21 protein-coding genes are annotated in these 20,701 nt (G+C 70.7%); 9 read left to right on the top strand and 12 right to left on the bottom strand.

Features of this window, described 5'->3' with window-relative positions; translation table 11 throughout:
* Positions 1-113: 113 nt before the first annotated feature.
* A complete protein-coding gene (locus tag A6P39_RS17570) occupies positions 114-854 on the bottom strand; it encodes a SigE family RNA polymerase sigma factor (RefSeq protein ID WP_067041776.1) in 741 nt (246 codons plus the stop codon).
* Positions 855-1,105: 251 nt separating this feature from the next.
* On the opposite strand from A6P39_RS17570, the gene afsQ1 reads away from it, so the two are divergent.
* The 5 genes from afsQ1 to A6P39_RS17595 all read left to right on the top strand — a co-directional run bounded on the left by afsQ1 (position 1,106) and on the right by A6P39_RS17595 (position 5,044).
* On the top strand, positions 1,106-1,783 hold the full coding sequence (afsQ1, locus tag A6P39_RS17575) for a two-component system response regulator AfsQ1 (protein WP_067041772.1): 678 nt from the start codon (positions 1,106-1,108) through the stop codon (positions 1,781-1,783).
* Entirely contained in the window at positions 1,780-3,450 is a 1,671-nt protein-coding gene (locus tag A6P39_RS17580; RefSeq protein ID WP_159395986.1) for a sensor histidine kinase, read from the top strand. The genes afsQ1 and A6P39_RS17580 overlap by 4 nt, the downstream gene beginning before the upstream one ends.
* Positions 3,447-4,052 carry a hypothetical protein gene (locus tag A6P39_RS17585; RefSeq protein WP_067041769.1) on the top strand — a complete coding sequence of 202 codons (606 nt, stop codon included), beginning with the start codon at positions 3,447-3,449 and terminating at the stop codon, positions 4,050-4,052. Before A6P39_RS17580 ends, A6P39_RS17585 begins: the two co-directional genes overlap by 4 nt.
* Before the next feature lie 100 nt (positions 4,053-4,152).
* Positions 4,153-4,731, top strand: a complete 579-nt coding sequence (locus A6P39_RS17590; protein ID WP_067041765.1) for a VanZ family protein — start codon at positions 4,153-4,155, stop codon at positions 4,729-4,731.
* Positions 4,732-4,843: 112 nt separating this feature from the next.
* Positions 4,844-5,044, top strand: coding sequence for a PspC domain-containing protein (locus A6P39_RS17595; RefSeq protein ID WP_067041762.1), 201 nt, complete (start codon positions 4,844-4,846; stop codon positions 5,042-5,044).
* Between the two features lie 137 nt (positions 5,045-5,181).
* Here A6P39_RS17595 and A6P39_RS17600 read toward each other — a convergent pair whose 3' ends face one another.
* Both A6P39_RS17600 and A6P39_RS17605 read right to left on the bottom strand, forming a co-directional pair.
* Entirely contained in the window at positions 5,182-5,523 is a 342-nt protein-coding gene (locus A6P39_RS17600) for an ATP-binding protein (RefSeq protein WP_067041759.1), read from the bottom strand.
* A gap of 150 nt (positions 5,524-5,673) precedes the next feature.
* Positions 5,674-6,861, bottom strand: coding sequence for an adenosine deaminase (locus A6P39_RS17605; RefSeq protein WP_067041756.1), 1,188 nt, complete (start codon positions 6,859-6,861; stop codon positions 5,674-5,676).
* A gap of 146 nt (positions 6,862-7,007) precedes the next feature.
* Here A6P39_RS17605 and A6P39_RS17610 point away from each other — a divergent pair, with 146 nt between their 5' ends.
* Positions 7,008-7,769, top strand: a complete 762-nt coding sequence (locus A6P39_RS17610) for an alpha/beta hydrolase (protein ID WP_159395985.1) — start codon at positions 7,008-7,010, stop codon at positions 7,767-7,769.
* 21 nt (positions 7,770-7,790) lie between these two features.
* On the opposite strand, the gene A6P39_RS17615 is transcribed toward A6P39_RS17610, so the two are convergent.
* Positions 7,791-8,753 carry a LysR family transcriptional regulator gene (locus A6P39_RS17615; protein ID WP_067041750.1) on the bottom strand — a complete coding sequence of 321 codons (963 nt, stop codon included), beginning with the start codon at positions 8,751-8,753 and terminating at the stop codon, positions 7,791-7,793.
* Between the two features lie 63 nt (positions 8,754-8,816).
* On the opposite strand from A6P39_RS17615, the gene A6P39_RS17620 reads away from it, so the two are divergent.
* Entirely contained in the window at positions 8,817-10,109 is a 1,293-nt protein-coding gene (locus A6P39_RS17620; protein ID WP_067041748.1) for an MFS transporter, read from the top strand.
* A 128-nt stretch (positions 10,110-10,237) separates the two neighbouring features.
* Entirely contained in the window at positions 10,238-11,251 is a 1,014-nt protein-coding gene (locus A6P39_RS17625) for a sigma-70 family RNA polymerase sigma factor (protein WP_067041744.1), read from the top strand.
* Here the strand turns inward: A6P39_RS17625 and A6P39_RS17630 are convergent.
* The 7 genes from A6P39_RS17630 to A6P39_RS17660 form a co-directional block, all read right to left on the bottom strand.
* Positions 11,135-11,524 carry an STAS domain-containing protein gene (locus A6P39_RS17630; RefSeq protein ID WP_159395984.1) on the bottom strand — a complete coding sequence of 130 codons (390 nt, stop codon included), beginning with the start codon at positions 11,522-11,524 and terminating at the stop codon, positions 11,135-11,137. The genes A6P39_RS17625 and A6P39_RS17630 overlap by 117 nt on opposite strands.
* A 20-nt stretch (positions 11,525-11,544) precedes the next feature.
* The gene (locus A6P39_RS17635) at positions 11,545-12,822 is read right to left on the bottom strand and encodes a thymidine phosphorylase (RefSeq protein WP_199840723.1); all 1,278 of its coding nucleotides are present in this window, start codon (positions 12,820-12,822) and stop codon (positions 11,545-11,547) included.
* 91 nt (positions 12,823-12,913) lie between these two features.
* Entirely contained in the window at positions 12,914-13,318 is a 405-nt protein-coding gene (locus tag A6P39_RS17640; protein ID WP_067041737.1) for a cytidine deaminase, read from the bottom strand.
* Positions 13,315-14,577 (bottom strand): ABC transporter permease, encoded by a 1,263-nt coding sequence (locus A6P39_RS17645; RefSeq protein WP_067041734.1) that lies wholly within the window; start codon positions 14,575-14,577, stop codon positions 13,315-13,317. The genes A6P39_RS17640 and A6P39_RS17645 overlap by 4 nt, the downstream gene beginning before the upstream one ends.
* Entirely contained in the window at positions 14,577-15,695 is a 1,119-nt protein-coding gene (locus A6P39_RS17650) for an ABC transporter permease (protein ID WP_067041731.1), read from the bottom strand. Before A6P39_RS17650 ends, A6P39_RS17645 begins: the two co-directional genes overlap by 1 nt.
* Entirely contained in the window at positions 15,692-17,362 is a 1,671-nt protein-coding gene (locus A6P39_RS17655; protein ID WP_067041728.1) for an ABC transporter ATP-binding protein, read from the bottom strand. The genes A6P39_RS17650 and A6P39_RS17655 overlap by 4 nt, the downstream gene beginning before the upstream one ends.
* Positions 17,363-17,621: 259 nt before the next feature.
* Positions 17,622-18,668, bottom strand: a complete 1,047-nt coding sequence (locus A6P39_RS17660; RefSeq protein ID WP_067041725.1) for a BMP family lipoprotein — start codon at positions 18,666-18,668, stop codon at positions 17,622-17,624.
* A gap of 334 nt (positions 18,669-19,002) precedes the next feature.
* Between A6P39_RS17660 and A6P39_RS17665 the strand changes: the two genes are divergently transcribed.
* A complete protein-coding gene (locus A6P39_RS17665; RefSeq protein WP_067041722.1) occupies positions 19,003-19,347 on the top strand; it encodes a hypothetical protein in 345 nt (114 codons plus the stop codon).
* A gap of 124 nt (positions 19,348-19,471) precedes the next feature.
* On the opposite strand, the gene A6P39_RS17670 is transcribed toward A6P39_RS17665, so the two are convergent.
* A complete protein-coding gene (locus A6P39_RS17670) occupies positions 19,472-20,500 on the bottom strand; it encodes a BMP family lipoprotein (protein ID WP_067041720.1) in 1,029 nt (342 codons plus the stop codon).
* Between the last annotated feature and the right edge of the window lie 201 nt (positions 20,501-20,701).

Below are 20,701 nucleotides of genomic sequence, written 5' to 3' on the forward strand. Positions count from 1 at the left end.
CGTACGAAGCAGCGGGACTGGACAGGCCCCCCAGCCTTCCAGTCCCGCTTCTCGTGTTCCCCCGTGATTCCCCCGTGTCCCCCCTCGGGCCACCCCCCGGTGACCCCTGACCTTCAGGCGACCAGTTCGCCGAAGGCGTTCTCCTCGTCACGGCCGAAGCTGAGGACCTCGTCCTCGCGCAGCCGGCGCAGCGAGCGCCAGATGCTGGACTTCACCGTGCCGACACTGATGTTGAGGATCTCGGAGATCTCCGGGTCCGTGCGGCCCTCGTAGTAGCGCAGGACCAGCATGGTGCGCTGGAGTTCGGGCAGCCGGGACAACGCCTGCCACAGGACCGCGCGCAGTTCGGTGCCGCGCATCGCGTCCGTGTCGGAGGGCGTCTCGGGCAGTTCCTCGGTCGGGTACTCGTTGAGCTTGCGGCGCCGCCAGGCGCTGATGTGCAGGTTGGTCATGGTGCGGCGGAGGTACCCGCCGACCGCGGCCTTGTCGCTGATCCGGTCCCACGCCTTGTACGTCGAGAACAGCGCGCTCTGCAGCAGGTCCTCGGCCTCGAAGCGGTCGCCGGTGAGGTGGTACGCGGTGGCGTACAGGGAGGCGCGGCGCTCCTGGACGTAGGCGGTGAACTCCGCCTCCGTCAGCGAGCGGCGCTGCTCCCCCGAGTCCTCCCTGTACGCGGATCCCCCGTGCGCTTCCCCCGTGTGCGCGTCAACCACCGACATGTACGCCGGGTGCTGACGTCCGGTGCCGCGAGCGCACCCCCGCCCGCTCACGGCACCGGACTTCTCGGACCCCCGGTGCACGTCGTGCAGACGCGTGACAACTGCGCTGGTGCTGATGCTGTGCAGCGTGTTCATCTCGCGCTCCCCGTCGTGGACTTCCGGTGGTTCGGTCTTGCCGGGCCGTGTCCGGCTGCCTCCCGGCTGCCCGTCCGGCCCGTGACGAAAAGCCTGCCGGGGTGACTTCATCGCCGTGTCCGTCGACTGTCACAGACCTGTCACAGGGCCCCCACTCAGGGGTGTCACAGAAAGTGCACATGTCGTGGCGGTAGGGACGGGCTGGTGCGGGCAGGTGGGAGGACGGCCGGTCCATGGGCCAGAATGAGCCTGTGCCTTCCCTGTTGCTGATCGAGGACGACGACGCCATCCGCACGGCCCTGGAGCTGTCCCTGACGCGCCAGGGACACCGGGTGGCGACCGCTGCCAGCGGTGAGGACGGTCTGAAGCTCCTGCGCGAGCAACGGCCCGACCTGATCGTGCTGGACGTGATGCTGCCCGGCATCGACGGCTTCGAGGTGTGCCGTCGCATCCGGCGCACCGACCAGCTGCCGATCATTTTGCTGACCGCGCGCAGTGACGACATCGACGTGGTGGTCGGGCTGGAGTCCGGAGCCGACGACTATGTCGTCAAACCCGTCCAGGGCCGGGTGCTGGACGCCCGGATCCGGGCCGTGCTGCGCCGCGGCGAGCGCGAGTCCAGCGACTCGGCGACCTTCGGCAACCTCGTCATCGACCGCTCGGCGATGACCGTGACGAAGAACGGCGAGGATCTCCAGCTGACCCCGACCGAGCTGCGGCTGCTGCTGGAGCTGAGCCGCCGCCCCGGCCAGGCGCTGTCCCGGCAGCAGCTGCTGCGGCTGGTGTGGGAGCACGACTACCTCGGTGACTCCCGGCTCGTGGACGCCTGTGTGCAGCGGCTGCGCGCCAAGGTCGAGGACGTGCCCTCCTCCCCGACCCTGATCCGTACCGTCCGTGGTGTCGGCTACCGCCTGGACACACCTCAGTGACGGACCGGCAGGGCGGGCTGCGCGGCTGGGCCGCGGGGCGCAAGGGAAATCTGTCACGGCTCAGGTTCACCAGCCTCAGGCTGCGCCTGGTCGTCGTCTTCGGGCTGGTGGCCCTGACGGCCGCCGTCTCGGCATCCGGCATCGCGTACTGGCTGAACCGGGAGGCGGTGCTCACCCGTGCCCAGGACGCGGTGCTGCGCGACTTCCGCCAGGAGATGCAGAACCGTGCGGGCGCGCTGCCGGCGCACCCCTCGCAGGACCAGCTCCAGCGCACGGCCGGGCAGATGGCGGCCAGCAGCCAGAGCTTCAGCGTGCTGCTGGCCGGCCAGGACGCGCGCGGCAAGACGGTGTACGGCAATTCGGGCGGCATCAACGGCTTCTCGCTGGAGGACGTGCCGGGCTCGCTGCGCGCGGCCGTGAACAAGCAGCAGAAGGTCACCGACGCCAACAAGGAGCCGTACCACCTGTACTGGCAGCGGGTCGTGGAGCACGGCACGCCGTATCTGGTGGCCGGCACGAAGGTGATCGGCGGCGGTCCGACCGGCTACATGGCCAAGTCGCTGGAGCCGGAGGCCAAGGACCTCAACTCGCTGGCCTGGTCGCTGGGCATCGCCACCGGTCTCGCGCTGATCGGCGCCGCGCTGCTCGCCCAGGCCGCCGCCACGACCGTACTGAAGCCGGTGCACCGGCTGGGGGTCGCGGCCGGGCGGCTCGGCGAGGGCAAGCTGGACACCCGGCTGCGGGTGTCGGGCACGGACGAACTCGCCGACCTGTCCCGGACGTTCAACAACGCGGCCGAGGCGCTGGAGAAGCGGGTCGCGGAGATGGCCGCCCGGGACGAGGCCTCGCGCCGGTTCGTCGCCGACATGAGCCATGAGCTGCGGACGCCGCTCACCGCCATCACCGCCGTGACGGAGGTGCTGGAGGAGGAGCTGGAGGCGGAGTCGGGCAGCATCGACCCGATGATCGAACCGGCGGTGCGGCTGGTGGTCAGCGAGACGCGCCGGCTGAACGACCTGGTCGAGAACCTGATGGAGGTCACCCGCTTCGACGCGGGCACCGCCCGGCTGGTCCTGGACGACGTCGACGTGGCCGACCAGATCACCGCCTGCATCGACGCCCGTGCCTGGCTGGACGCCGTCGAGCTGGACGCCGAGCGCGGCATCCACGCCCGCCTCGACCCGCGCCGGCTGGACGTCATCCTCGCCAACCTGATCGGCAACGCGCTCAAACACGGCGGCTCGCCGGTGCGGGTGTCCGTCAGGGCAGCGGACTTCGAGGTGGTCATCGCGGTCCGCGACCACGGGCCGGGCATCCCTGAGGACGTCCTGCCGCACGTCTTCGACCGCTTCTACAAGGCGAGCGCCTCGCGGCCGCGTTCCGAGGGCAGCGGGCTGGGCCTGTCCATCGCCATGGAGAACGCCCATATCCACGGCGGCGAGATCACCGCCGCCAACTCGCCCGACGGCGGCGCGGTGTTCACCCTGCATCTGCCGCGGGACGCCTCACGGCTGACGGAGGAGCCGGACGAGGGCGGCAAGGACACCGGGGCCGGCCCGCACGACACGCACGACACTCACGACACGCACGACACGCACGACACGCACGACACCGGCGGCAAGAACGCCGGGGGCGACAAGGGCAGTTCCGGAAAGGAGGGGTCATGACCGTACGACGCCTGATGGCGCTGCCCCTCCTGGGCCTGCTGCTCTCCGGCTGCGGCATCCGGGCCACCCAGGTGCCGACCGACTTCGGGCCCGCGCCCTCCCGGGTGCCGTGCTCGCTGGCCGGGCCCGACGTGGCCACGCAGTCCTCGCACGGGGTGCCCGTGCAGGTCTTCCTGCTGTGCGAGGCGTCCTTGGTGACCGTCGACCGTACGGTGCCCGTCCCCGACGGCACAGGGGACGCCCGGCGCCGGGTGATCGTGGCGCAGGGCCTGCTCGACCAGCTCGCGGCGGCGCCCTCGGCCGCGGAACGCTCCGCGGGCTACACGACGTACGTGCCGGGCGGCCTGAGCGTCAGCGGGCCCGGCCCGAAGGACCCCGAGGACACCCTCCGCCTGAGCACCCCCCTGTCCCGGCTCACCTCCTACGCCCTGGCCCAGGTGGTGTGCACCCTGTCCGACTCGGCGGCGACGGAGGGCGACGGCTCGGTCATCCTGGCCGGCCCCGCCCCCGACACCCCCCACCGCTACGCCTGCACGGACGACGTCCGCAGCCGCCCGGGCCACAACGAACCGCCGTCCAGCGAGGCGCCCGGCAAGGCCTAGTGCCCTGGCAGGGGCACCAGGTGCGTGGCGGCGGGCGGCCGGGCCAAGTCGGGGAGCCCGACGCGGAACCGATCGTGCCCGGCGGTGCGTCTAGGGCTTCGTGCAGCGTCAAGGCTCCTTCGGCGGCAGTGCCACGATCCGTATCCGGGTGACAGGGGGTGTCCTCCTCGTCGCCCATCTCGTCCTCGTCGCCTGGCTGACGCTGCGCCCGCTGGACGTGCCCTGGGTGGCGCCCCCCAACCTGCACCCGCTCGCCGGTATCCGGGCCGATCTCGCGCTGGGCCGGCTGGAGGCCGCCCACCGCATCGGTGAGGGCCTCGCCCTGCTCGCCCCGCTGGGCGTGCTGCTGCCGATGGCGCACGGCAGGCTCACCGTCTCCCCGCTCTCCTCCCTGATCCGTACGGCGGCGGCGGGCGCCCTGCTCTCCCTCGGCATCGCGCTGTTGCAGACCGGCGTGCCCGGCAGGGTCGTGGACGTCGACTCGCTGCTGCTGAACACCACGGGTGTCGTCCTCGCCCACCTGGCCGTCGTGCCGGCGGGACGGGCCCGGCTGCGCCGGCGCGACACGCGTGACGCGCGCGAGGACACCGACGCCTGTGCCGAGTGGTTCGTCACCGTGCAGGAAGAGCTGTCTCAGGGGCGCACCCCGACGATTCCCAGGGTCGGGATCGCCCCGTAGAGCGAGGTTTCATCCTCTTCGTCTCCCTACCGTGGAAGAAGGTCGAGGGAAGCCACCGGGGCGGCCCCGGCCACCGGCCCGCAAGCGGGCCGACGACCACGGAGGAGACTCGATGACCGCCCTTGCCCGCCCCACCCACGGCCGCGTGATCGGCGGAGTGTGCGCCGCGCTGGCCCGGCGCTTCGGCATCTCCGTGACGACGATGCGGGTGATATTCCTGCTGTCCTGCCTGCTGCCGGGCCCGCAGTTCCTGCTCTACATCGCGCTGTGGATCCTGCTGCCGTCCGAGGAGAAGACCCGCACCGCCTGGTGACACCGGGTCCGCCGACGTCCGCGCACGCCGCCGCGCACACGGAACGCCGCCGGGGCGCTCCCGGACAGCAGCTCCGGAAGCGCCCCAGCGGCGTCGTACGGCCTTGCGGCAGCGGCCGCGGCCTCGCTTGCCGTCCGTCAGCCGAGCGGGATCCCGTTCGCCGACATACCGTGCGTGGGCAGGCCCGTGTGGTGCGTCGGCAGCCCGCCGAGCAGCCCGGCGGCCGGGGCGGTCGGGCCCTTCGCGAGCGCGCTCTGGACGGTCGGCTGCGCGGCGGCCACCCCGGCACCCACGGCACCCCTCCCCTGGGTCAGCGCCTCGGCGGCACCCGGCAGCGTCTGGGTGACGGAGCCCAGGGCCTGCGGGACCTGGCCGGTCTGCGGGAGGGCCGGGGCCGCGTTGGCCGCGCCCGCGCCGACGGCGGCGAAGGCGGCACCGAGAGCGGCGACACCGAGGGTCTTGGCGGCAGACTGCTTCATGGTGAATGCGTCCTTGAATGGGGAGACGGGAGATCACAAATGATCTGAGCGGTCCACGACCGTAAACATGCCGAACCACCCCCCGCAAACACCGAAATGCGGACACCTTGTGAAAGCGTGTCCGCATTCCGCGCCGAGCGAAGGGTGCGATCAGCCCTGCGAGTCGACAGAACCACTGGTGGAGGCCGTCTGCTGGAACAGCCATTCGGACTTCAGCTCGGCATATCCGGGCTTGACGACGTCATTGATCATGGCCAGTCGTTCATCGAAAGGAATGAACGCTGATTTCATCGCATTGACAGAGAACCACTGCATGTCGTCGAGCGTGTAACCGAATGCCTCGACGAGGTGCTCGAATTCCTGGCTCATGCTGGTGTGCGACATCAGCCGGTTGTCGGTGTTCACGGTGGCCCGGAAGTGCAGTCGGCGCAGCAGCCCGATCGGGTGCTCGGCGTACGAAGGGGCGGCCCCGGTCTGCAGGTTGGAGCTGGGGCACAGCTCCAGCGGGATCCGCTTGTCGCGGACGTACGACGCCAGCCGCCCGAGCCGTACCGAGCCGTCCTCGCGGACCTCGATGTCGTCGATGATCCGCACCCCGTGCCCGAGCCGGTCGGCGCCGCACCACTGCAGCGCCTGCCAGATGGAGGGCAGCCCGAAGGCCTCGCCGGCGTGGATGGTGAAGTGGTTGTTCTCGCGCTTGAGGTACTCGAAGGCGTCCAGGTGCCGGGTGGGCGGATAGCCCGCCTCCGCGCCCGCGATGTCGAAGCCGACCACGCCCGAGTCCCGGTAGCGGTTGGCGAGTTCGGCGATCTCCAGGGAGCGGGCCGCGTGCCGCATGGCGGTCAGCAGGGCACCGACCCGGATGCGGTGGCCGTTCGCCCGGGCGAGCCGCTCGCCCTGCCGGAACCCCTCGCCGACGGCCTCGACCACCTCCTCCAGGGACAGCCCCCGCTCCAGGTGCTGCTCGGGTGCGTAGCGCACCTCGGCGTAGACGACGCCGTCCTCGGCGAGGTCCTCGGCGCACTCACGAGCGACCCGGACGAGCGCGTCCCGCGTCTGCATCACGCCGACCGTGTGCCGGAAGGTCTCCAGATACCGTTCCAGCGAGCCGGAGTCGGCGGCCTCGCGGAACCAGATGCCCAGCTTGTCCGGACCGGTCTCGGGAAGGTCCGGGTAGCCTGCCTCCTGGGCGAGTTCGACGACGGTGCCCGGGCGGAGCCCGCCGTCGAGATGGTCGTGCAGCAGAACCTTGGGCGCCCGGCGGATCTGGTCCGGCGTCGGAACGTGCGCCGGGACGCTCGCCGAGGAGGTCCCGGCCGGTGCAGTCTGGCTCGTCATCTGCGCACTCTAACTCCTACGCGCGTAGAGCACCCGGGGAACGCGACAGTTCATTCCGGGCATCCCTCCGGTCACTTTTCCGTCGATACGCAACGGTGACCGCACGTACGGGTTTGGCACACCGCCCCTTCTGACACTGTTCTGTCATGGGACAGCAAGCGACGCCGGTCCGAACGGCCAGGCTGGGAAAGGCAGTCGGCCCGGAGCCGACGTCGGTGAGCGGAGCGGTTCTGCTGCTCCCCGGCGGGGAGGAGGCCTCCGCCCGCAGGCCGTCCCCCGTACGGGTGACGATCGCGGTCCGCTCGCTGAGCCGTCGGCTCGCACGCGCCGGCCGGCCGGAGGGTCTGGCCGTCCACACCGTCCACTACCGCTACCGGGGCTGGAACGGCAGCGAGGCGCACCTGGCGGCGGACACGCAGTGGGCGGCCGACGAGGTCGTACGGCGCTACGGGGACGTGCCTGTGTGCCTGGTCGGGGTGGACATGGGCGCCCGGGCCGCGCTGCGGGCGGGCGGGCACGAGGCCGTCAACTCCGTGGTGGCGCTCGCCCCTTGGCTGCCGGAGGACGACGTGGCCGCGCCCGCCGAGCCGGTGCGGCAGCTCGTGGGGCGCCGGGTGCTGATCGTGCACGGCACGAACGACCAGCGGACCGATCCCGAGCTGTCGTTCCGGTTCGCGGCGCGGGCGAAGAAGGTGAACCGGGAAGTGTGCCGGTTCGAAGTGCACTCCGACGGACACGGATTGCACGGGCACCGGGACGAGGTCGAGTGCCTCGCCGCCGACTTCATGCTCGGGGCGCTGTTCGGGCACCACGTGTCCCGGCCCGTCGAGGACGCGCTGGCCGCTCCGCCGCCCATCGGTCTGCGGATGCCGTTGGCCGTGGGGTTCGGCAAGTCGCTGAAGCGGTAGCACCCCGGGCCGCCGGTGACCCTAGGCCGGCAGCAGATTCCCTCTTCTCGACAGCAGGAACTTCTTGAACGCGGCCACCGGGGGTGTGTCCGGGCGGTCCGCCAGCCACGCCACTCCGATCTCCCGCGCCGCCCTGGGAGCCGTGACCGTCAGTTCCACGACTCCGGGCCTCGGGACGGTGGGCGGTGGCAGCAGGGCGACGCCCAGGCCCGCCGCCACCAAGCCCCTGAGGGTTTCCGCCTCCTCGCCCTCGAAGGCGACCCTCGGGCGGAAGCCCGCCTCGCGGCACAGGGCGTCGGTGATGCGGCGCAGGCCGTAGCCGGGCTCCAGGGTGACGAAGGTTTCGTCGGCGGCCTCGGCCAGACGGATGCGTCTGCGGGTGGCCAGGGGGTGGTCGGCGGGGACGACCAGGCGGAGCTTTTGTTCGTCCAGCCGGCGGGCCACCAGGTCGGGGGCGTCCGGGACCGGGGAGGTCAGGCACAGGTCCAGCTCGCCCGCGCGCAGGCGCTCCAGCATGGCCTCGCCGTAGTTCTGGACCAGGCTGAAGCGGATGCGCGGGTGGTCGGCGCGGAAGGCGTGCAGGAGGCCGGGGACCGTCTCGGCGCCCATGGTGTGCAGGAAGCCGAAGGCGACCTTGCCGGTGGCCGGGTCGGCGTCGGCACGGACCTCCTCGGCGGCCCGCTCGACCTCGGCGAGGGCACGTTCGACCGAGGCGAGGAAGGTGCGGCCGGCCGTGGTGAGGGAGACCGTACGGCCGTGGCGGGCGAAGAGGTCCACGCCCAGGTCCTGCTCCAGGCGGACCATCGCGCGCGAGAGCGTGGACTGGGGGACGTTCAGCTCCACGGCGGCCCTGGTGACATGCTCGGTGCGGGCCACGCCGGCGAAGTACGCGAGGCGGGGAGCCAGCACCATCGACATCTCAGACATGTCTTCTGTGTCACTGTTCGGTGACAGGCGGGCCTGTGAGCTTTGCTGATGCACCATGGGAACGATTATGGCGATTCCATGCATTGGACGCATGAGACGGGCCGTACATACGGTCGAGGCATGTCTCCCGCCAGTACCGGGGCGTCCACCACCGTGGGCGCCACCTCCCCCGCCCCCGCCGCCGACCTCCCCGGCTCCGACTCCCGGATGACCCCGGGCGGCCCCGGCTACCGCCGGATGAGCCTCGCCCTCTTCCTCGCCGGAGTCGCCACCTTCGCGCTGCTGTACTCGACGCAGGCCCTGCTGCCGCTGATCTCCGGCGAGTTCGGGGTCGCGGCGAGCGAGGCGAGCTGGACCGTGGCGGCCGCGACCGGCGGACTGGCGTTGTTCGTGCTGCCGATGAGTGCCCTGTCGGAGCGCTTCGGCCGCCGTGCGGTGATGACGGGCTCGCTGGCCGTCGCGGTCACCGTCGGCCTGCTGGTGCCCCTCGCGCCGTCGCTCGGCGTGCTGGTGGTGCTGCGGGCGGTGCAGGGCGCGGCGCTGGCCGGTCTGCCGGCCTCGGCGCAGGCGTACCTGGCCGAGGAGGTCCGGCCGAAGGCGCTGGTCACGGCGATCGGCCTGTTCGTCGCGGGCAACAGCGTCGGCGGCATGAGCGGCCGGGTGATCACCGGCTGGGTGGCCCAGGAGTGGGGCTGGCGGGTCTCGGTCGGCGTGATCGGCGTGGTCGCGGTCGGGTGCGCGATCGCCTTCCGGCTGCTGCTGCCGGCCCCGCGGCACTTCACGGCGGGCTCGCTGCGGCCCCGCATCCTGCTGGGCACGGTCCGCGACCACCTCGCCGACCCGCTGCTGCGCCGGCTGTACGCGATCGGCGCGCTGTTCATGACGGTGTTCGGCGGCGTGTACACGGTGATCGGCTACCGCCTGACGGAGGCGCCGTTCGGGCTGCCGCAGGGCATCATCGGCTCGATCTTCCTGGTCTACCTGGTCGGCACGGTGTCCGCGTCGACGGCGGGCCGGCTGGTGGGCCGCCTCGGCCGCCGGGGCGCGCTGTACCTGGCGGGCGGTACGACGACGGCAGGTCTGCTGCTGTCGCTCGCGCCCTCGCTGCCGCTGGTGCTGCTGGGCCTGGTGCTGATCACCGCGGGCTTCTTCGCGGGGCACGCGGTCGCGTCCTCGGCGGTCAGCAAGACCGCCACCCACGGCCGTGCCCAGGCCTCGGCCCTGTACCAGTCGATGTACTACATCGGCTCCAGCGTCGGCAGCACGGTCGGTGCGACGGCCTTCCACGCGGACGGCTGGGGCGGCACGGTCGGCGTGGGCCTGCTCGCGGTCGCCGGTGTCGTCACGATCACCGTCGCCGGCTCGCGGGCGGCCCGGGTGGCGGCCCGCCGGGAGCCACTCGCGGCGCACTGAGATCCCGGCGCTGGCCTGAGCCGGGCTTTTTCGCACTCCGGGGGCCATTGTCAGTGGGCTGCGGTAGCTTCCGAAGTGCTGGGGCGCGATGGAGCGCGAGCAGGTACGGCCACAGGGGTGGGTGCACGATGGGTGACAGCACGGCGACGGCGGACCTGGACGTCGCACTGGAGAAGCACCGGACCGAACTGACCGGGTACTGCTACCGGATGCTCGGCTCCTCCTTCGAGGCCGAGGACGCGGTGCAGGACACCCTGGTGCGGGCCTGGCGGAGCTACGAGAAGTTCGAGGGCCGTTCCTCCCTGCGCTCGTGGCTGTACCGGATCGCGACGAATGTGTGCCTGGACATGCTGACGGCGGGCAGCAAACGGGCGAGGCCGATGGATCTGACCGACTCGACCCCGCTCGCCCAGGCGGCGCTCTCCCCCCGCCCGGACAGCACCTGGCTGGAGCCGATGCCGGACGCGCGCGTGCTGCCGGCGGTGCAGGACCCGGCGGAGGCGGCCGTCGCCAAGGAGACCGTCCGGCTCGCGTTCATGGCGGCGCTGCAGCAACTGCCGCCCAAGCAACGGGCAGTGCTGATCCTGCGCGAGGTGCTGGCCTGGAAGGCGAGCGAGGTCGCCGAGCTGCTGGGCACCACGGTCGCCTCGGTCAACAGCGCGCTCCAGCGGGCCCGGGCCACACTCGCCGAGCACGCGGCCGCGGGCCCCGAGGGCGCGGTGTCGGACCCGCTGGACGAGGAGCAGCAAAAACTCCTGGAGCGGTACGTCAAGGCCTTCGAGGGCTACGACATGACGGCCCTGACGGCGCTGCTCCACGAGGACGCCGTCATGACGATGCCGCCGTTCGACCTGTGGCTGCGCGGTACGGCGGACATCACGGGCTTCATGACCACCCTCGGCGCCTCCTGTGCCGGCTCCCGCCTGCTGCCGGTCCGGGCCAACGGCCTGCCGGGGTTCGCGCACTACAAGCCGGATCCGGACAAGGGCGGGTTCAGTCCCTGGGCGGTGCAGATCCTGGAGATCTCAGACGGCCGGATCACCGGTTTCCACTGCTTCCTCGACACCCAGCGCTGGTTCCCCCTCTTCGACCTGCCCCTCCACCTCGAAGGAGAGCCCGACCAGGACCACAAGGGCCAGTAGCGCCGGGTCGGGATCCCGCAGCCGTATCCGCCCGCCGGCCCGGCGGGCGGTCAGCTCCAGCCGCGCCAGCAGATCGATGTGGGCGAGCCCGGGCGGCCCCAGCCCACCCACATCACACACGACGACGCGCTCCGGGCCGCCGCCCTCCAGCAGCGCCCGCGCGGCGGTACACAGCCCGGCCACGTCGTCACGGCTGACGGGGCCGGGCAGCACGAGCACGGCGGGTTCCTTGGCGTCCACGTCCGGTAGACCCGCCGGAGGGGCGGAACTCATCGCGCCGCGCCATGCCTTGGTCAGGCGATGCGTTCCAGCACCACCGGCGTGGCCGCGAACTCGGTCCCCGGTGCCGCGATGTCGTACGACCCCTCCACCGCCTGCAGGGCGTACGCGAAGCGCTCGGGGGTGTCCGTGTGGAGGGTCAGCAGGGGCTGGCCCTCCTTGACCGTGTCGCCCGGCTTGGCGTGCATCTCCACGCCCGCCGCCGCCTGCACCGGGTCCTCCTTGCGGGCGCGGCCGGCGCCGAGGCGCCAGGCGGCGATGCCGATGTCGTAGGCGTCCAGGCGGGTCAGGACGCCGGAGGACGGGGCCTTCACCACGTGCTGCTCACGGGAGGTGGGCAGCACGGCGTCCGGGTCGCCGCCCTGGGCCGCGATCATGCGGCGCCAGACGTCCATCGCCGAGCCGTCGGCCAGGGCCTTCGCCGGGTCGGCATCCTTCACGCCCGCCGCGTCCAGCATTTCGCGCGCCAGGGCGACGGTCAGCTCGACGACGTCCGCCGGGCCGCCGCCCGCCAGGACCTCCACGGACTCGCGGACCTCGAGCGCGTTGCCCGCCGTCAGGCCCAGCGGGGTCGACATGTCCGTCAGGAGCGCGACCGTCTTCACCGCGTGGTCCGTGCCGAGGCCCACCATGGTCGAGGCCAGTTCGCGGGCGTCCTCGATCGTCTTCATGAAGGCGCCGCTGCCCACCTTCACGTCCAGGACCAGCGAGCCCGTCCCCTCCGCGATCTTCTTCGACATGATCGAGGAGGCGATCAGGGGGATGGCCTCCACCGTGCCGGTCACGTCCCGCAGCGCGTAGAGCTTCTTGTCCGCCGGGGCCAGGCCGTCGCCCGCCGCGCAGATCACCGCGCCCGTCGTGTCCAGGACGTGCAGCATCTCCTCGTTCGACAGGAGTGCGCGCCAGCCGGGGATCGACTCCAGCTTGTCCAGGGTGCCGCCGGTGTGGCCGAGGCCCCGGCCCGAGAGCTGGGGAACGGCAGCTCCGCACGCGGCCACCAGCGGCGCCAGCGGGAGCGTGATCTTGTCGCCCACGCCGCCCGTCGAGTGCTTGTCCGCCGTCGGGCGGGACAGCGACGAGAAGTCCATGCGCTCGCCCGACGCGATCATGGCCGCCGTCCAGCGGGCGATCTCGCGCCGGTTCATGCCGTTGAGCAGGATCGCCATGGCGAGCGACGACATCTGCTCGTCGGCGACCTCGCCCCGGGTGTAGGCGTCGATGACCCAGTCGATCTGCTCGTCGGTCAGCTCACCGCGGTCCCGCTTGGTGCGGATGACGGAGATGGCGTCCATGGCCATGGCGTTCCCTTCGGAGAATTGCGAAGCGTACGGCCCCTCCGAGGGCGAAAGCCGAAGACACGCTCGGAGGGGCCGTACACGGGAGTTACTTGGTGAGATGGTCCGGGCCGAAGGCCTGGGGCAGCATCTCGGAGAGCGGCAGGATGCCCTCGGGGGTGTCGAGGAGCAGCTCCGGGCCCCCGAACTCGTAGAGGAGCTGGCGGCAGCGGCCGCAGGGCACCAGCGCGGCGCCCTCGCCGTCCACGCAGGTGAAGTGCGTGAGGCGGCCGCCGCCCGTGCGCTGCAGGTCCGAGACCAGACCGCACTCGGCACACAGGCCGAGGCCGTAGGAGGCGTTCTCCACGTTGCAGCCGGTGACCGTGCGGCCGTCGTCGACCCGGGCCGCCACGCCGACCGGGAAGCCGGAGTAGGGGGCGTAGGCATGGGTCATCGCCTCGCGCGCCACCTCCCTCAGCGCCTCCCAGTCGAACTCGGCGGCTTGCCGGGTCACTTGCCCTGGCCCTTCCGGTACGGCAGGCCGTCGGCCTTCGGCATGCGCAGCTTCTGCGCGGACAGCGACAGGACGAGCAGCGTGACGATGTACGGGGTCGCCGTCACCAGCTGGCGCGGGACCTCGTTGGTGGAGACGTACCAGAGGAACGTCAGGGCCGCGATGACGGCCGTGACGACGCCGGGGACGTACTTCTTCTTCCACACCTGGTAGGCGGCGCCGAACACCAGCAGGATCGCGACGAGAAGGATCAGCGCGTGGACGTTGGTCGTCCCGCCCCGCAGGTTGAGGCTGTCGGTGTAGCCGAACAGACCCGCGCCGAGGGCGAGACCGCCCGGCATCCAGTTGCCGAAGATCATCGCGGCGAGGCCGATGTAGCCACGGCCGGCCGTCTGGCCGTCGAGGTACACGTTCGAGGCCACGATGGACAGGAAGGCGCCGCCCAGGCCGGCGAAGCCGCCGGAGATGATCACGGCGATGTACTTGTACTTGTACACGTTGACACCGAGGGACTCGGCCGCCACCGGGTTCTCGCCGCAGGAGCGCAGGCGCAGACCGAACGAGGTCCGCCACAGCACCCACCAGGTCAGCGGGACGAGGGCGACGGCGCACACGGTCAGCGGCGACAGGTCGGTGACCAGACCGCCGAGCAGACCCGCGATGTCGGAGACCAGGAACCAGTGCTTGCCGTTGAGGGTGTCCAGCCAGTGCGAGAGCCCCGGGATGCTGAAGGTGCCGAGCGAGCTGATCGGCGGGGACTGCTTGGAGGAGCCCTGCGGGGCGTTGGCGAAGGTGAACTTCGACAGATAGCGGGTGGCGCCGAGGGCCAGGATGTTCAGCGCCACACCGGAGACGATGTGGTTGACGTTGAACGTCACGGTGGCGATGGCGTGCAGGACGGCGCCGAGCGCGCCGCCGATGATGCCGAAGACGACACCGGTCCACGGACCCCACTGGTAGCCGGCCCAGGCACCGAACCAGGTGCCGAGGATCATCATGCCCTCGAGGCCGATGTTGACGACGCCCGCGCGCTCGGCCCACAGGCCGCCGAGGCCGGCGAGGCCGATCGGCACCGCGAGTTGCAGCGCGGTGGACATCTGGCCGGTCGAGTCGATGCCGTCCGCGCCGGTGATCAGGCGGACGACCGAGGTCAGCACCAGCACGCCCGCGATGACGAGCAGGAGTACCGGGAGCGACATGCGGCGGCCGCCCTTGCCGGGCTGCTTCGCCTGCGGCTTGGCGATGGTCTCGGTGGACATCAGGCCGCCACCTCCTTGTTGGTGTTCTGAGCGGCGGCGGCCAGCTCCGCGCCGACCCGCTTCTGCTGGCGGCGCAGACCCCACTGACGCACGGCCTCGTACGAGATGACGACCGCGAAGACGATCAGGCCCTGCATGATCGTGGCGATCTCCTTCTCGTACGCCACCGGGGTCGCGTAGTCGAGGGCGGGCGAGGCCTTGTCGAGGAAGGCCCACAACAGGGCGGCGAACGCGATGCCGCCGGGGTTGTTGCGGCCCAGCAGGGCGATGCCGATGGCGGTGAAGCCGAGGCCCGCGGGGAAGTCCAGGCTGTAGGTGTGGGTGTCGCCGAGCAGCAGCGGCAGGCCGGACAGGCCGGCGACGGCGCCGGAGATCACCATGGAGATCAGCACCATGCGCTTGGCGTCGACGCCGGAGGCCGCGGCGGCGGTCTCGGAGGCGCCGGTGGCGCGCAGGTCGAAGCCGAAGCGGGTGCGGTTGAGGACCAGCCAGTACAGGACGCCGAGCAGGACGGCGAGGAAGACCAGGCCGTAGATCTCGCCGACGTCCGAGCCGAGGTTGATGCCGGGGAACCAGCCGGACTTGTGCATGATGCCGGTCGTCATGTTGTTGCCGACCTGCACGCCCCACACGTTGGCCAGGGTGACGTAGCCGATGACGGCGGTCGCGATCGAGTTCAGCATGATGGTCGCGACGACCTCGCTGACGCCCCGGGTGACCTTGAGGACGCCCGCGATACCGGCCCAGAAGGCGCCGGTGCACATGGCGACCAGCAGCAGCAGCGGGATCTGCAGGAAGCCGGGCAGGTCGACGTTGGCGCCGACGACGGCGGTCATCACGGCGGCGAGGCGGTACTGGCCGTCGACGCCGATGTTGAACAGGTTCATGCGGAAGCCGAGGGCGACCGCGATGGCGGCGATGTAGTACAGCGACGCCTGGTTGACGATCAGCACCTGGATGTCCGAGTACGGCAGCTGCTGGAGCATCAGGCGGTACGGCTCGAACGGGTTGCGGCCCGAGGCGATCAGCACGACCGAGGTCAGCGCGATCGCCACGACGAGCGCGATGACCGGTCCGGCCACCGCGACGAGCACCCGCTCCTTGTCGAACTTCTTCATCGGGCCTCGTCCTCCGGACCGGCGTTGTCGTCGCCCTCGGGGGCGGTCTCTTCGTGCTCCAGGTGGCCGGACGCGGCACCCGTCATGGCCGAGCCCAGCTCCTCCGGCGTGATGGCGGCCGGGTCGGCGTCGGCGACCAGCCTGCCGTCGTAGATGACGCGCAGGGTGTCCGACAGGCCGATCAGCTCGTCCAGGTCGGCGGAGATCAGCAGTACGGCCAGGCCCTCGCGGCGGGCCTCGCGGATGCGGTCCCAGATCTGCGCCTGCGCGCCGACGTCCACACCGCGGGTGGGGTGGGCGGCGATCAGGAACTTCGGGGCGTGGCTCATCTCGCGGCCGACGATCAGCTTCTGCTGGTTGCCGCCGGACAGGGAGGCCGCGGTGACGTCGATGCCGGGGGTACGGACGTCGTACTCCTCGACGATCCGGCGGGTGTCGGCCTGGGCGCCCTTGATGTCCAGCCAGAAACCCCTGGCGTTGGGCTTCTCGGTGACGTGGCCGAGGATGCGGTTCTCCCACAGCGGGGACTCCAGCAGCAGGCCCTGGCGGTGGCGGTCCTCGGGGATGTAGCCGACGCCCTGCTCACGGCGCTTGCGGGTGGGCCAGGGGGTGATGTCCTCGCCGAGGAAGAGGATCTGGCCGGAGTCGGCGTGCTTGGTGCCGATGAGTGCGTCGATCAGCTCGGTCTGGCCGTTGCCCTCGACACCGGCGATGCCCATGACCTCGCCGGCGTGGATGGTGAAGGAGACGTCGTCCAGGACCCGCTTGGCCCCGCCGTCCCCCGCGAACTCGGTGAGACCGACGGCGGAGGGCTCGGCCTCCGCGCCGAGCGAGGCGCCGGCCGCGTAGACGGTGAGGTCCCGGACCTCCACGACGGGCCGGTCCGTGACCGTGGACTCGGCGGTCTCCGGGGTGGGCAGTTCGCTGCCGACCATCATCTCGGCGAGCTGGCGCGGGGTGGTCTCGGACGGCACGGCGGTGCCGACGGTGGTGCCGCGCCGGATGACGGTGATGTCGTCGGCGACCGAGAGCACTTCGCCCAGCTTGTGCGAGATGAAGATGACGGACAGGCCCTCGGACTTCAGTTCGCGCAGGTTGTCGAAGAGCGCGTCGACCTCCTGCGGGACGAGCACGGCGGTCGGCTCGTCGAGGATCAGGGTCCTGGCGCCGCGGAAGAGGACCTTGAGGATCTCGACGCGCTGGCGGTCGGCGACGCCGAGGTCCTCGACCAGGGCGTCCGGGCGGACGCCGAGGCCGTAGCGGTCGGAGATCTCCTTGATCTTCTGGCGGGCGCCGGCGCCGATGCCGTACAGCTTCTCGCTGCCGAGCACCACGTTCTCCAGCACCGTCAGGTTGTCGGCCAGCATGAAGTGCTGGTGGACCATGCCGATGCCGCGGGCGATGGCGTCGGCCGGGCTGTGGAACGCGACCTGCTCGCCGTCGACCGCGATGGTGCCCTCGTCCGGCTTCTGCATGCCGTAGAGAATCTTCATCAGGGTCGACTTGCCGGCCCCGTTCTCGCCGACGAGGGCGTGGACGGTGCCCTTGCGGACGGTCAGGTGGATGTCGTGGTTGGCCACGACACCGGGGAATCGCTTGGTGATACCCGTGAGCTCTACCGCGACGGTCGACTGAGCGGTGAGCGGAGGGCTGCTGGACGCGTCGATGGCGCACTCTCCTCGGGAAAGGGGTCGCTCTACGCGCGTAGCGCCCCTGCTTTAAATAGTGCCCGGACCTGATCCGGCCTGTCCGAAAGCGTTCATTTCGGACAAGCACCCGATCCATTCCGAGCATTCTGCCGCGCGAACGGGGTGCGGGCGATCCTGATGCCGCACGGGCGTCAGGGGCGATCCTCTCCGCACCCCGTTCCGTGGCCGTAACGCTGCCATTACAGCGCCGCCTCGGCCAAGGCCTTCATCAAGACGGTCAGGAGGTCTTCACCTTGATGGTGCCGTCGATGATGCCCTTCTTGGCCTTAGCGATGGCGGCCTGCATGTCGGCGTTGTTCTTGAAGACCGGGTTGGACTCGGCCAGACCCACACCGCCGTTGGCGAGCGAGCCGCGGATCTCGCCGGACAGCGGCTTCTTGTCCTTGATGACGGACTTGGCCAGGTCGTAGACCGCGCCCTGCACGTTCTTCAGGGCCGAGGTCAGGATGTAGTTCTTGTACTGCGCCAGCGCCGTCTGCGCGTACTGGTCGGAGTCCACGCCGATGGCCCAGACCTTGTGCGCGGCGGCGGCCTTGATCACGCCCTGGCCGGAGAGGCCGGCGGCGGCGTAGACGACGTCGGCGCCGGCACCGATCTGACCCTCAGCGGCGGCCTGGCCCTTGTCGGGGCTGGCGAAGCCGCCCTCCTGGGCCGTCTGGGTCAGGTACTGCGACTCGACCTTGATGTTCGGGTTGACGGACTTGGCGCCCTGCTCGTAGCCCGCCTGGAACTTGTGGATCAGGGGGTTGTCCACGCCGCCGATGAAGCCGATGTGGTTCTTCTTGGTGGCCTTGGCGGCGGCGACGCCGGCGAGGTAGGAGGACTCCTCCTCGTGGAAGACCAGGTCGGCGACGTTCTTCGCCTGGATCGTGTTGTCGTCGACGATGCCGAAGCTGACCTTCGGGTACTTGGCGGCGACCTCCTTGACGGCGGGCGCGTAGGCGAAGCCGACGCCGATGACCGGGTTGTAGCCGGCCTTGGCGAGCGTCTCCAGACGCTGCGCCTTGTCCGCGTCCGTCTCGCCCTCCTGCGGCTCGACGTCCCGGCCGCTGACGCCGAAGTCCTTCTCGGCCTTCTGGAAACCGGCGAAGGCGGCGTCGTTGAAGGACTGGTCGCCCTTGCCGCCGACGTCGTAGGCGAGACCGACGCCCTTGGACTTGCCGCCCCCGGTGGAGGAGGAGGACGAGCTTCCACAGGCGGAAACAGTGACGGCGAGGGCTGCGGTCGCAACGCCCGCGACCGCGATACGGGATACCCGGCGCATGGTACGAGACTCCTTTGTGCAAGCGCCCATACCAGGCGCTGGTTCCGCCGCAGAGTAACGCGCGTAGACAGAGCAGGAAAACCCCGTCTTACCAGAGTGTTATGGGACCGTTTTGTATCCCTGGAGGGGTCGCTCCGACCCCCCGGCCGGTCACCGTCCGTGAACTCCCCGGACCATGCGCCGGGGCAGCCGCCTACCAGTGCCGGGCACCCGGCCAAATCCTCCTCGGGACTGATCTTCATCCGTCGGTCACATGACAAAGTCCCTGTTGATCAAAACAGACGTTCCCGCAGGTCGGACCAACCTGACGGGTTCCGTGATCCAGGGGAGGATCATGAAGTTCTCCAAGCTCGCCGCCGCGGCCGCCGGTGCCGGCGTCGCCCTGTCGGCCACCGTCGTCGGCCTCGCGTCGCCCGCCATGGCCTCGCAGACCTGCTCGACGTGGAAGTCCAAGGACGGCACGACCGGTTACGCAAAGTGCACGGGCGGCGACACCCGCTTCAGCGTCCACCGGGTGCACGTCGTGTGTGTCGACCCGCGCGGCATCAAGTGGAACTCGGAAGGCAACTGGGCCAACACCCGTAAGGGCGAGACGTCGAAGGCCGTGTGCGCCGTCGACCACGGCTACTCCGGCACCGGGGTGCTCTCGATGTCGGTCGAGACGGACGAGCCGGTCTGACGAGAAGGCCGGCCGCCGGCCCCGTCACGGGCCCGCAGCACCTGACCCGCCAAGGGGGACGCTCCCGCCGCCGGCCTCGCCGGTGGCGGGAGCGTCCCCCTTGGCGCGTGCGGGGACCGTCACCTCACTTGGTGGCCACGGTGACCTTGCCGTTCACGATGTCCTGCTCGGCCTTGCCGACGGCGGCGGCGACGTCCTTCATGGCCTGGTACTTCGGGTTGCTGTCGGCGAAGCCCACCCCGCCGGACTTCAGGTCGCCGCGCACCTCGCCGGTGAGCGGCTTGCCGTCGTAGACGGACTTGACCAGGTCGTAGACCGCGCCGCCGACGTTCTTCAGGGCGGAGCCGAGGATGTAGTCCTTGTACCCGGCGAGCGCGCCCTGCTTGTACTGGTCGCTGTCCACGCCGATGACCCACACCTTGCGCTGGGCGGCGGCCTTGATCACGCCCTGGCCGGAGAGGCCTGCCGCGTGGTAGATGACGTCGGCACCGGCGTCGATCTGGCCGTTGGCCGCGTTCTGGCCCTTGTCCGGGCTGGAGAAACCGCCCTCCGCCGGCGTCTGGGTCAGGTACTGCGACTCGATCTTGATCTTCGGGTTGACGGACCTGGCACCCTGGTCGAACCCGGCCTCGAACTTGTGGATCAACGGGATGTCCACGCCGCCGATGAAGCCGATGTGGTTCTTCTTGGTGGCCTTGGCCGCGGCCACGCCCGCCAGGTACGAGGACTGCTCCTCGTGGAAGACCATGTCGGCGACGTTCTTCGCCTGAATGGTGTCGTCGTCGATGATGCCGAAGCTGACCTTCGGGTACTTGGCGGCGACCTCTTTCACGGCCGGTGCGTAGGCGAAGCCGACGCCGATGACCGGGTTGTAGCCGGCCTTGGCGAGCGTCTCCAGGCGCTGCACCTTGTCGGCGTCCGACTCGCCGGCCTGCGGCTCGATGTCCCGGCCGCCGATCTTGAACTCGGCCTCGGCCTTCTTGAAACCCGAGTAGGCGGCGTCGTTGAAGGACTGGTCGCCCTTGCCGCCGATGTCGTAGGCGAGGCCGATGCCCTGGCCGGCGTACTTGCCGTCCTTGCCGGACGTGCTGTTGGAGGCGGTGCTGGACTTGCCGCAGCCGCCCGCTGCGAGGGCGACGACCGCGACGGTCACCGCAGCTTGGGAGAACCTCGTTCTCCGGGAGGCCTTCCGAGAGAGCAGACGCACAGCGAGCACCCCTTCATCCCTACAGCGCCGTCACGGGTCGCTGTCCCCAATGGGCCGCCACTGGTGGCGATTTCGGCGCACATTAACGCGCGTAGAAGGGGCGAGGAACGGGGTTCTCCCGGCCGTTATCGATTCGTGTGTTGCGCC

The organism is Streptomyces sp. FXJ1.172 (genome assembly GCF_001636945.3).
Taxonomy (GTDB): Bacteria; Actinomycetota; Actinomycetes; order Streptomycetales; family Streptomycetaceae; genus Streptomyces.

What these genes read in the sequence shown, in the direction of transcription:
- A6P39_RS17665 (WP_067041722.1), top strand. Translation starts at nt 19,003, where the DNA reads ATGAAGTTCTCCAAGCTCGCCGCCGCGGCCGCCGGTGCCGGCGTCGCC.
- A6P39_RS17650 (WP_067041731.1), bottom strand. Translation starts at nt 15,695, where the DNA reads ATGAAGAAGTTCGACAAGGAGCGGGTGCTCGTCGCGGTGGCCGGACCG.
- A6P39_RS17620 (WP_067041748.1), top strand. Translation starts at nt 8,817, where the DNA reads ATGTCTCCCGCCAGTACCGGGGCGTCCACCACCGTGGGCGCCACCTCC.
- A6P39_RS17625 (WP_067041744.1), top strand. Translation starts at nt 10,238, where the DNA reads ATGGGTGACAGCACGGCGACGGCGGACCTGGACGTCGCACTGGAGAAG.
- A6P39_RS17570 (WP_067041776.1), bottom strand. Translation starts at nt 854, where the DNA reads ATGAACACGCTGCACAGCATCAGCACCAGCGCAGTTGTCACGCGTCTG.
- A6P39_RS17585 (WP_067041769.1), top strand. Translation starts at nt 3,447, where the DNA reads ATGACCGTACGACGCCTGATGGCGCTGCCCCTCCTGGGCCTGCTGCTC.
- A6P39_RS17660 (WP_067041725.1), bottom strand. Translation starts at nt 18,668, where the DNA reads ATGCGCCGGGTATCCCGTATCGCGGTCGCGGGCGTTGCGACCGCAGCC.
- A6P39_RS17610 (WP_159395985.1), top strand. Translation starts at nt 7,008, where the DNA reads ATGGGACAGCAAGCGACGCCGGTCCGAACGGCCAGGCTGGGAAAGGCA.
- A6P39_RS17605 (WP_067041756.1), bottom strand. Translation starts at nt 6,861, where the DNA reads ATGACGAGCCAGACTGCACCGGCCGGGACCTCCTCGGCGAGCGTCCCG.
- A6P39_RS17630 (WP_159395984.1), bottom strand. Translation starts at nt 11,524, where the DNA reads ATGAGTTCCGCCCCTCCGGCGGGTCTACCGGACGTGGACGCCAAGGAA.
- A6P39_RS17645 (WP_067041734.1), bottom strand. Translation starts at nt 14,577, where the DNA reads ATGTCCACCGAGACCATCGCCAAGCCGCAGGCGAAGCAGCCCGGCAAG.
- A6P39_RS17635 (WP_199840723.1), bottom strand. Translation starts at nt 12,822, where the DNA reads ATGGACGCCATCTCCGTCATCCGCACCAAGCGGGACCGCGGTGAGCTG.
- A6P39_RS17600 (WP_067041759.1), bottom strand. Translation starts at nt 5,523, where the DNA reads ATGAAGCAGTCTGCCGCCAAGACCCTCGGTGTCGCCGCTCTCGGTGCC.
- A6P39_RS17615 (WP_067041750.1), bottom strand. Translation starts at nt 8,753, where the DNA reads ATGGTGCATCAGCAAAGCTCACAGGCCCGCCTGTCACCGAACAGTGAC.
- A6P39_RS17595 (WP_067041762.1), top strand. Translation starts at nt 4,844, where the DNA reads ATGACCGCCCTTGCCCGCCCCACCCACGGCCGCGTGATCGGCGGAGTG.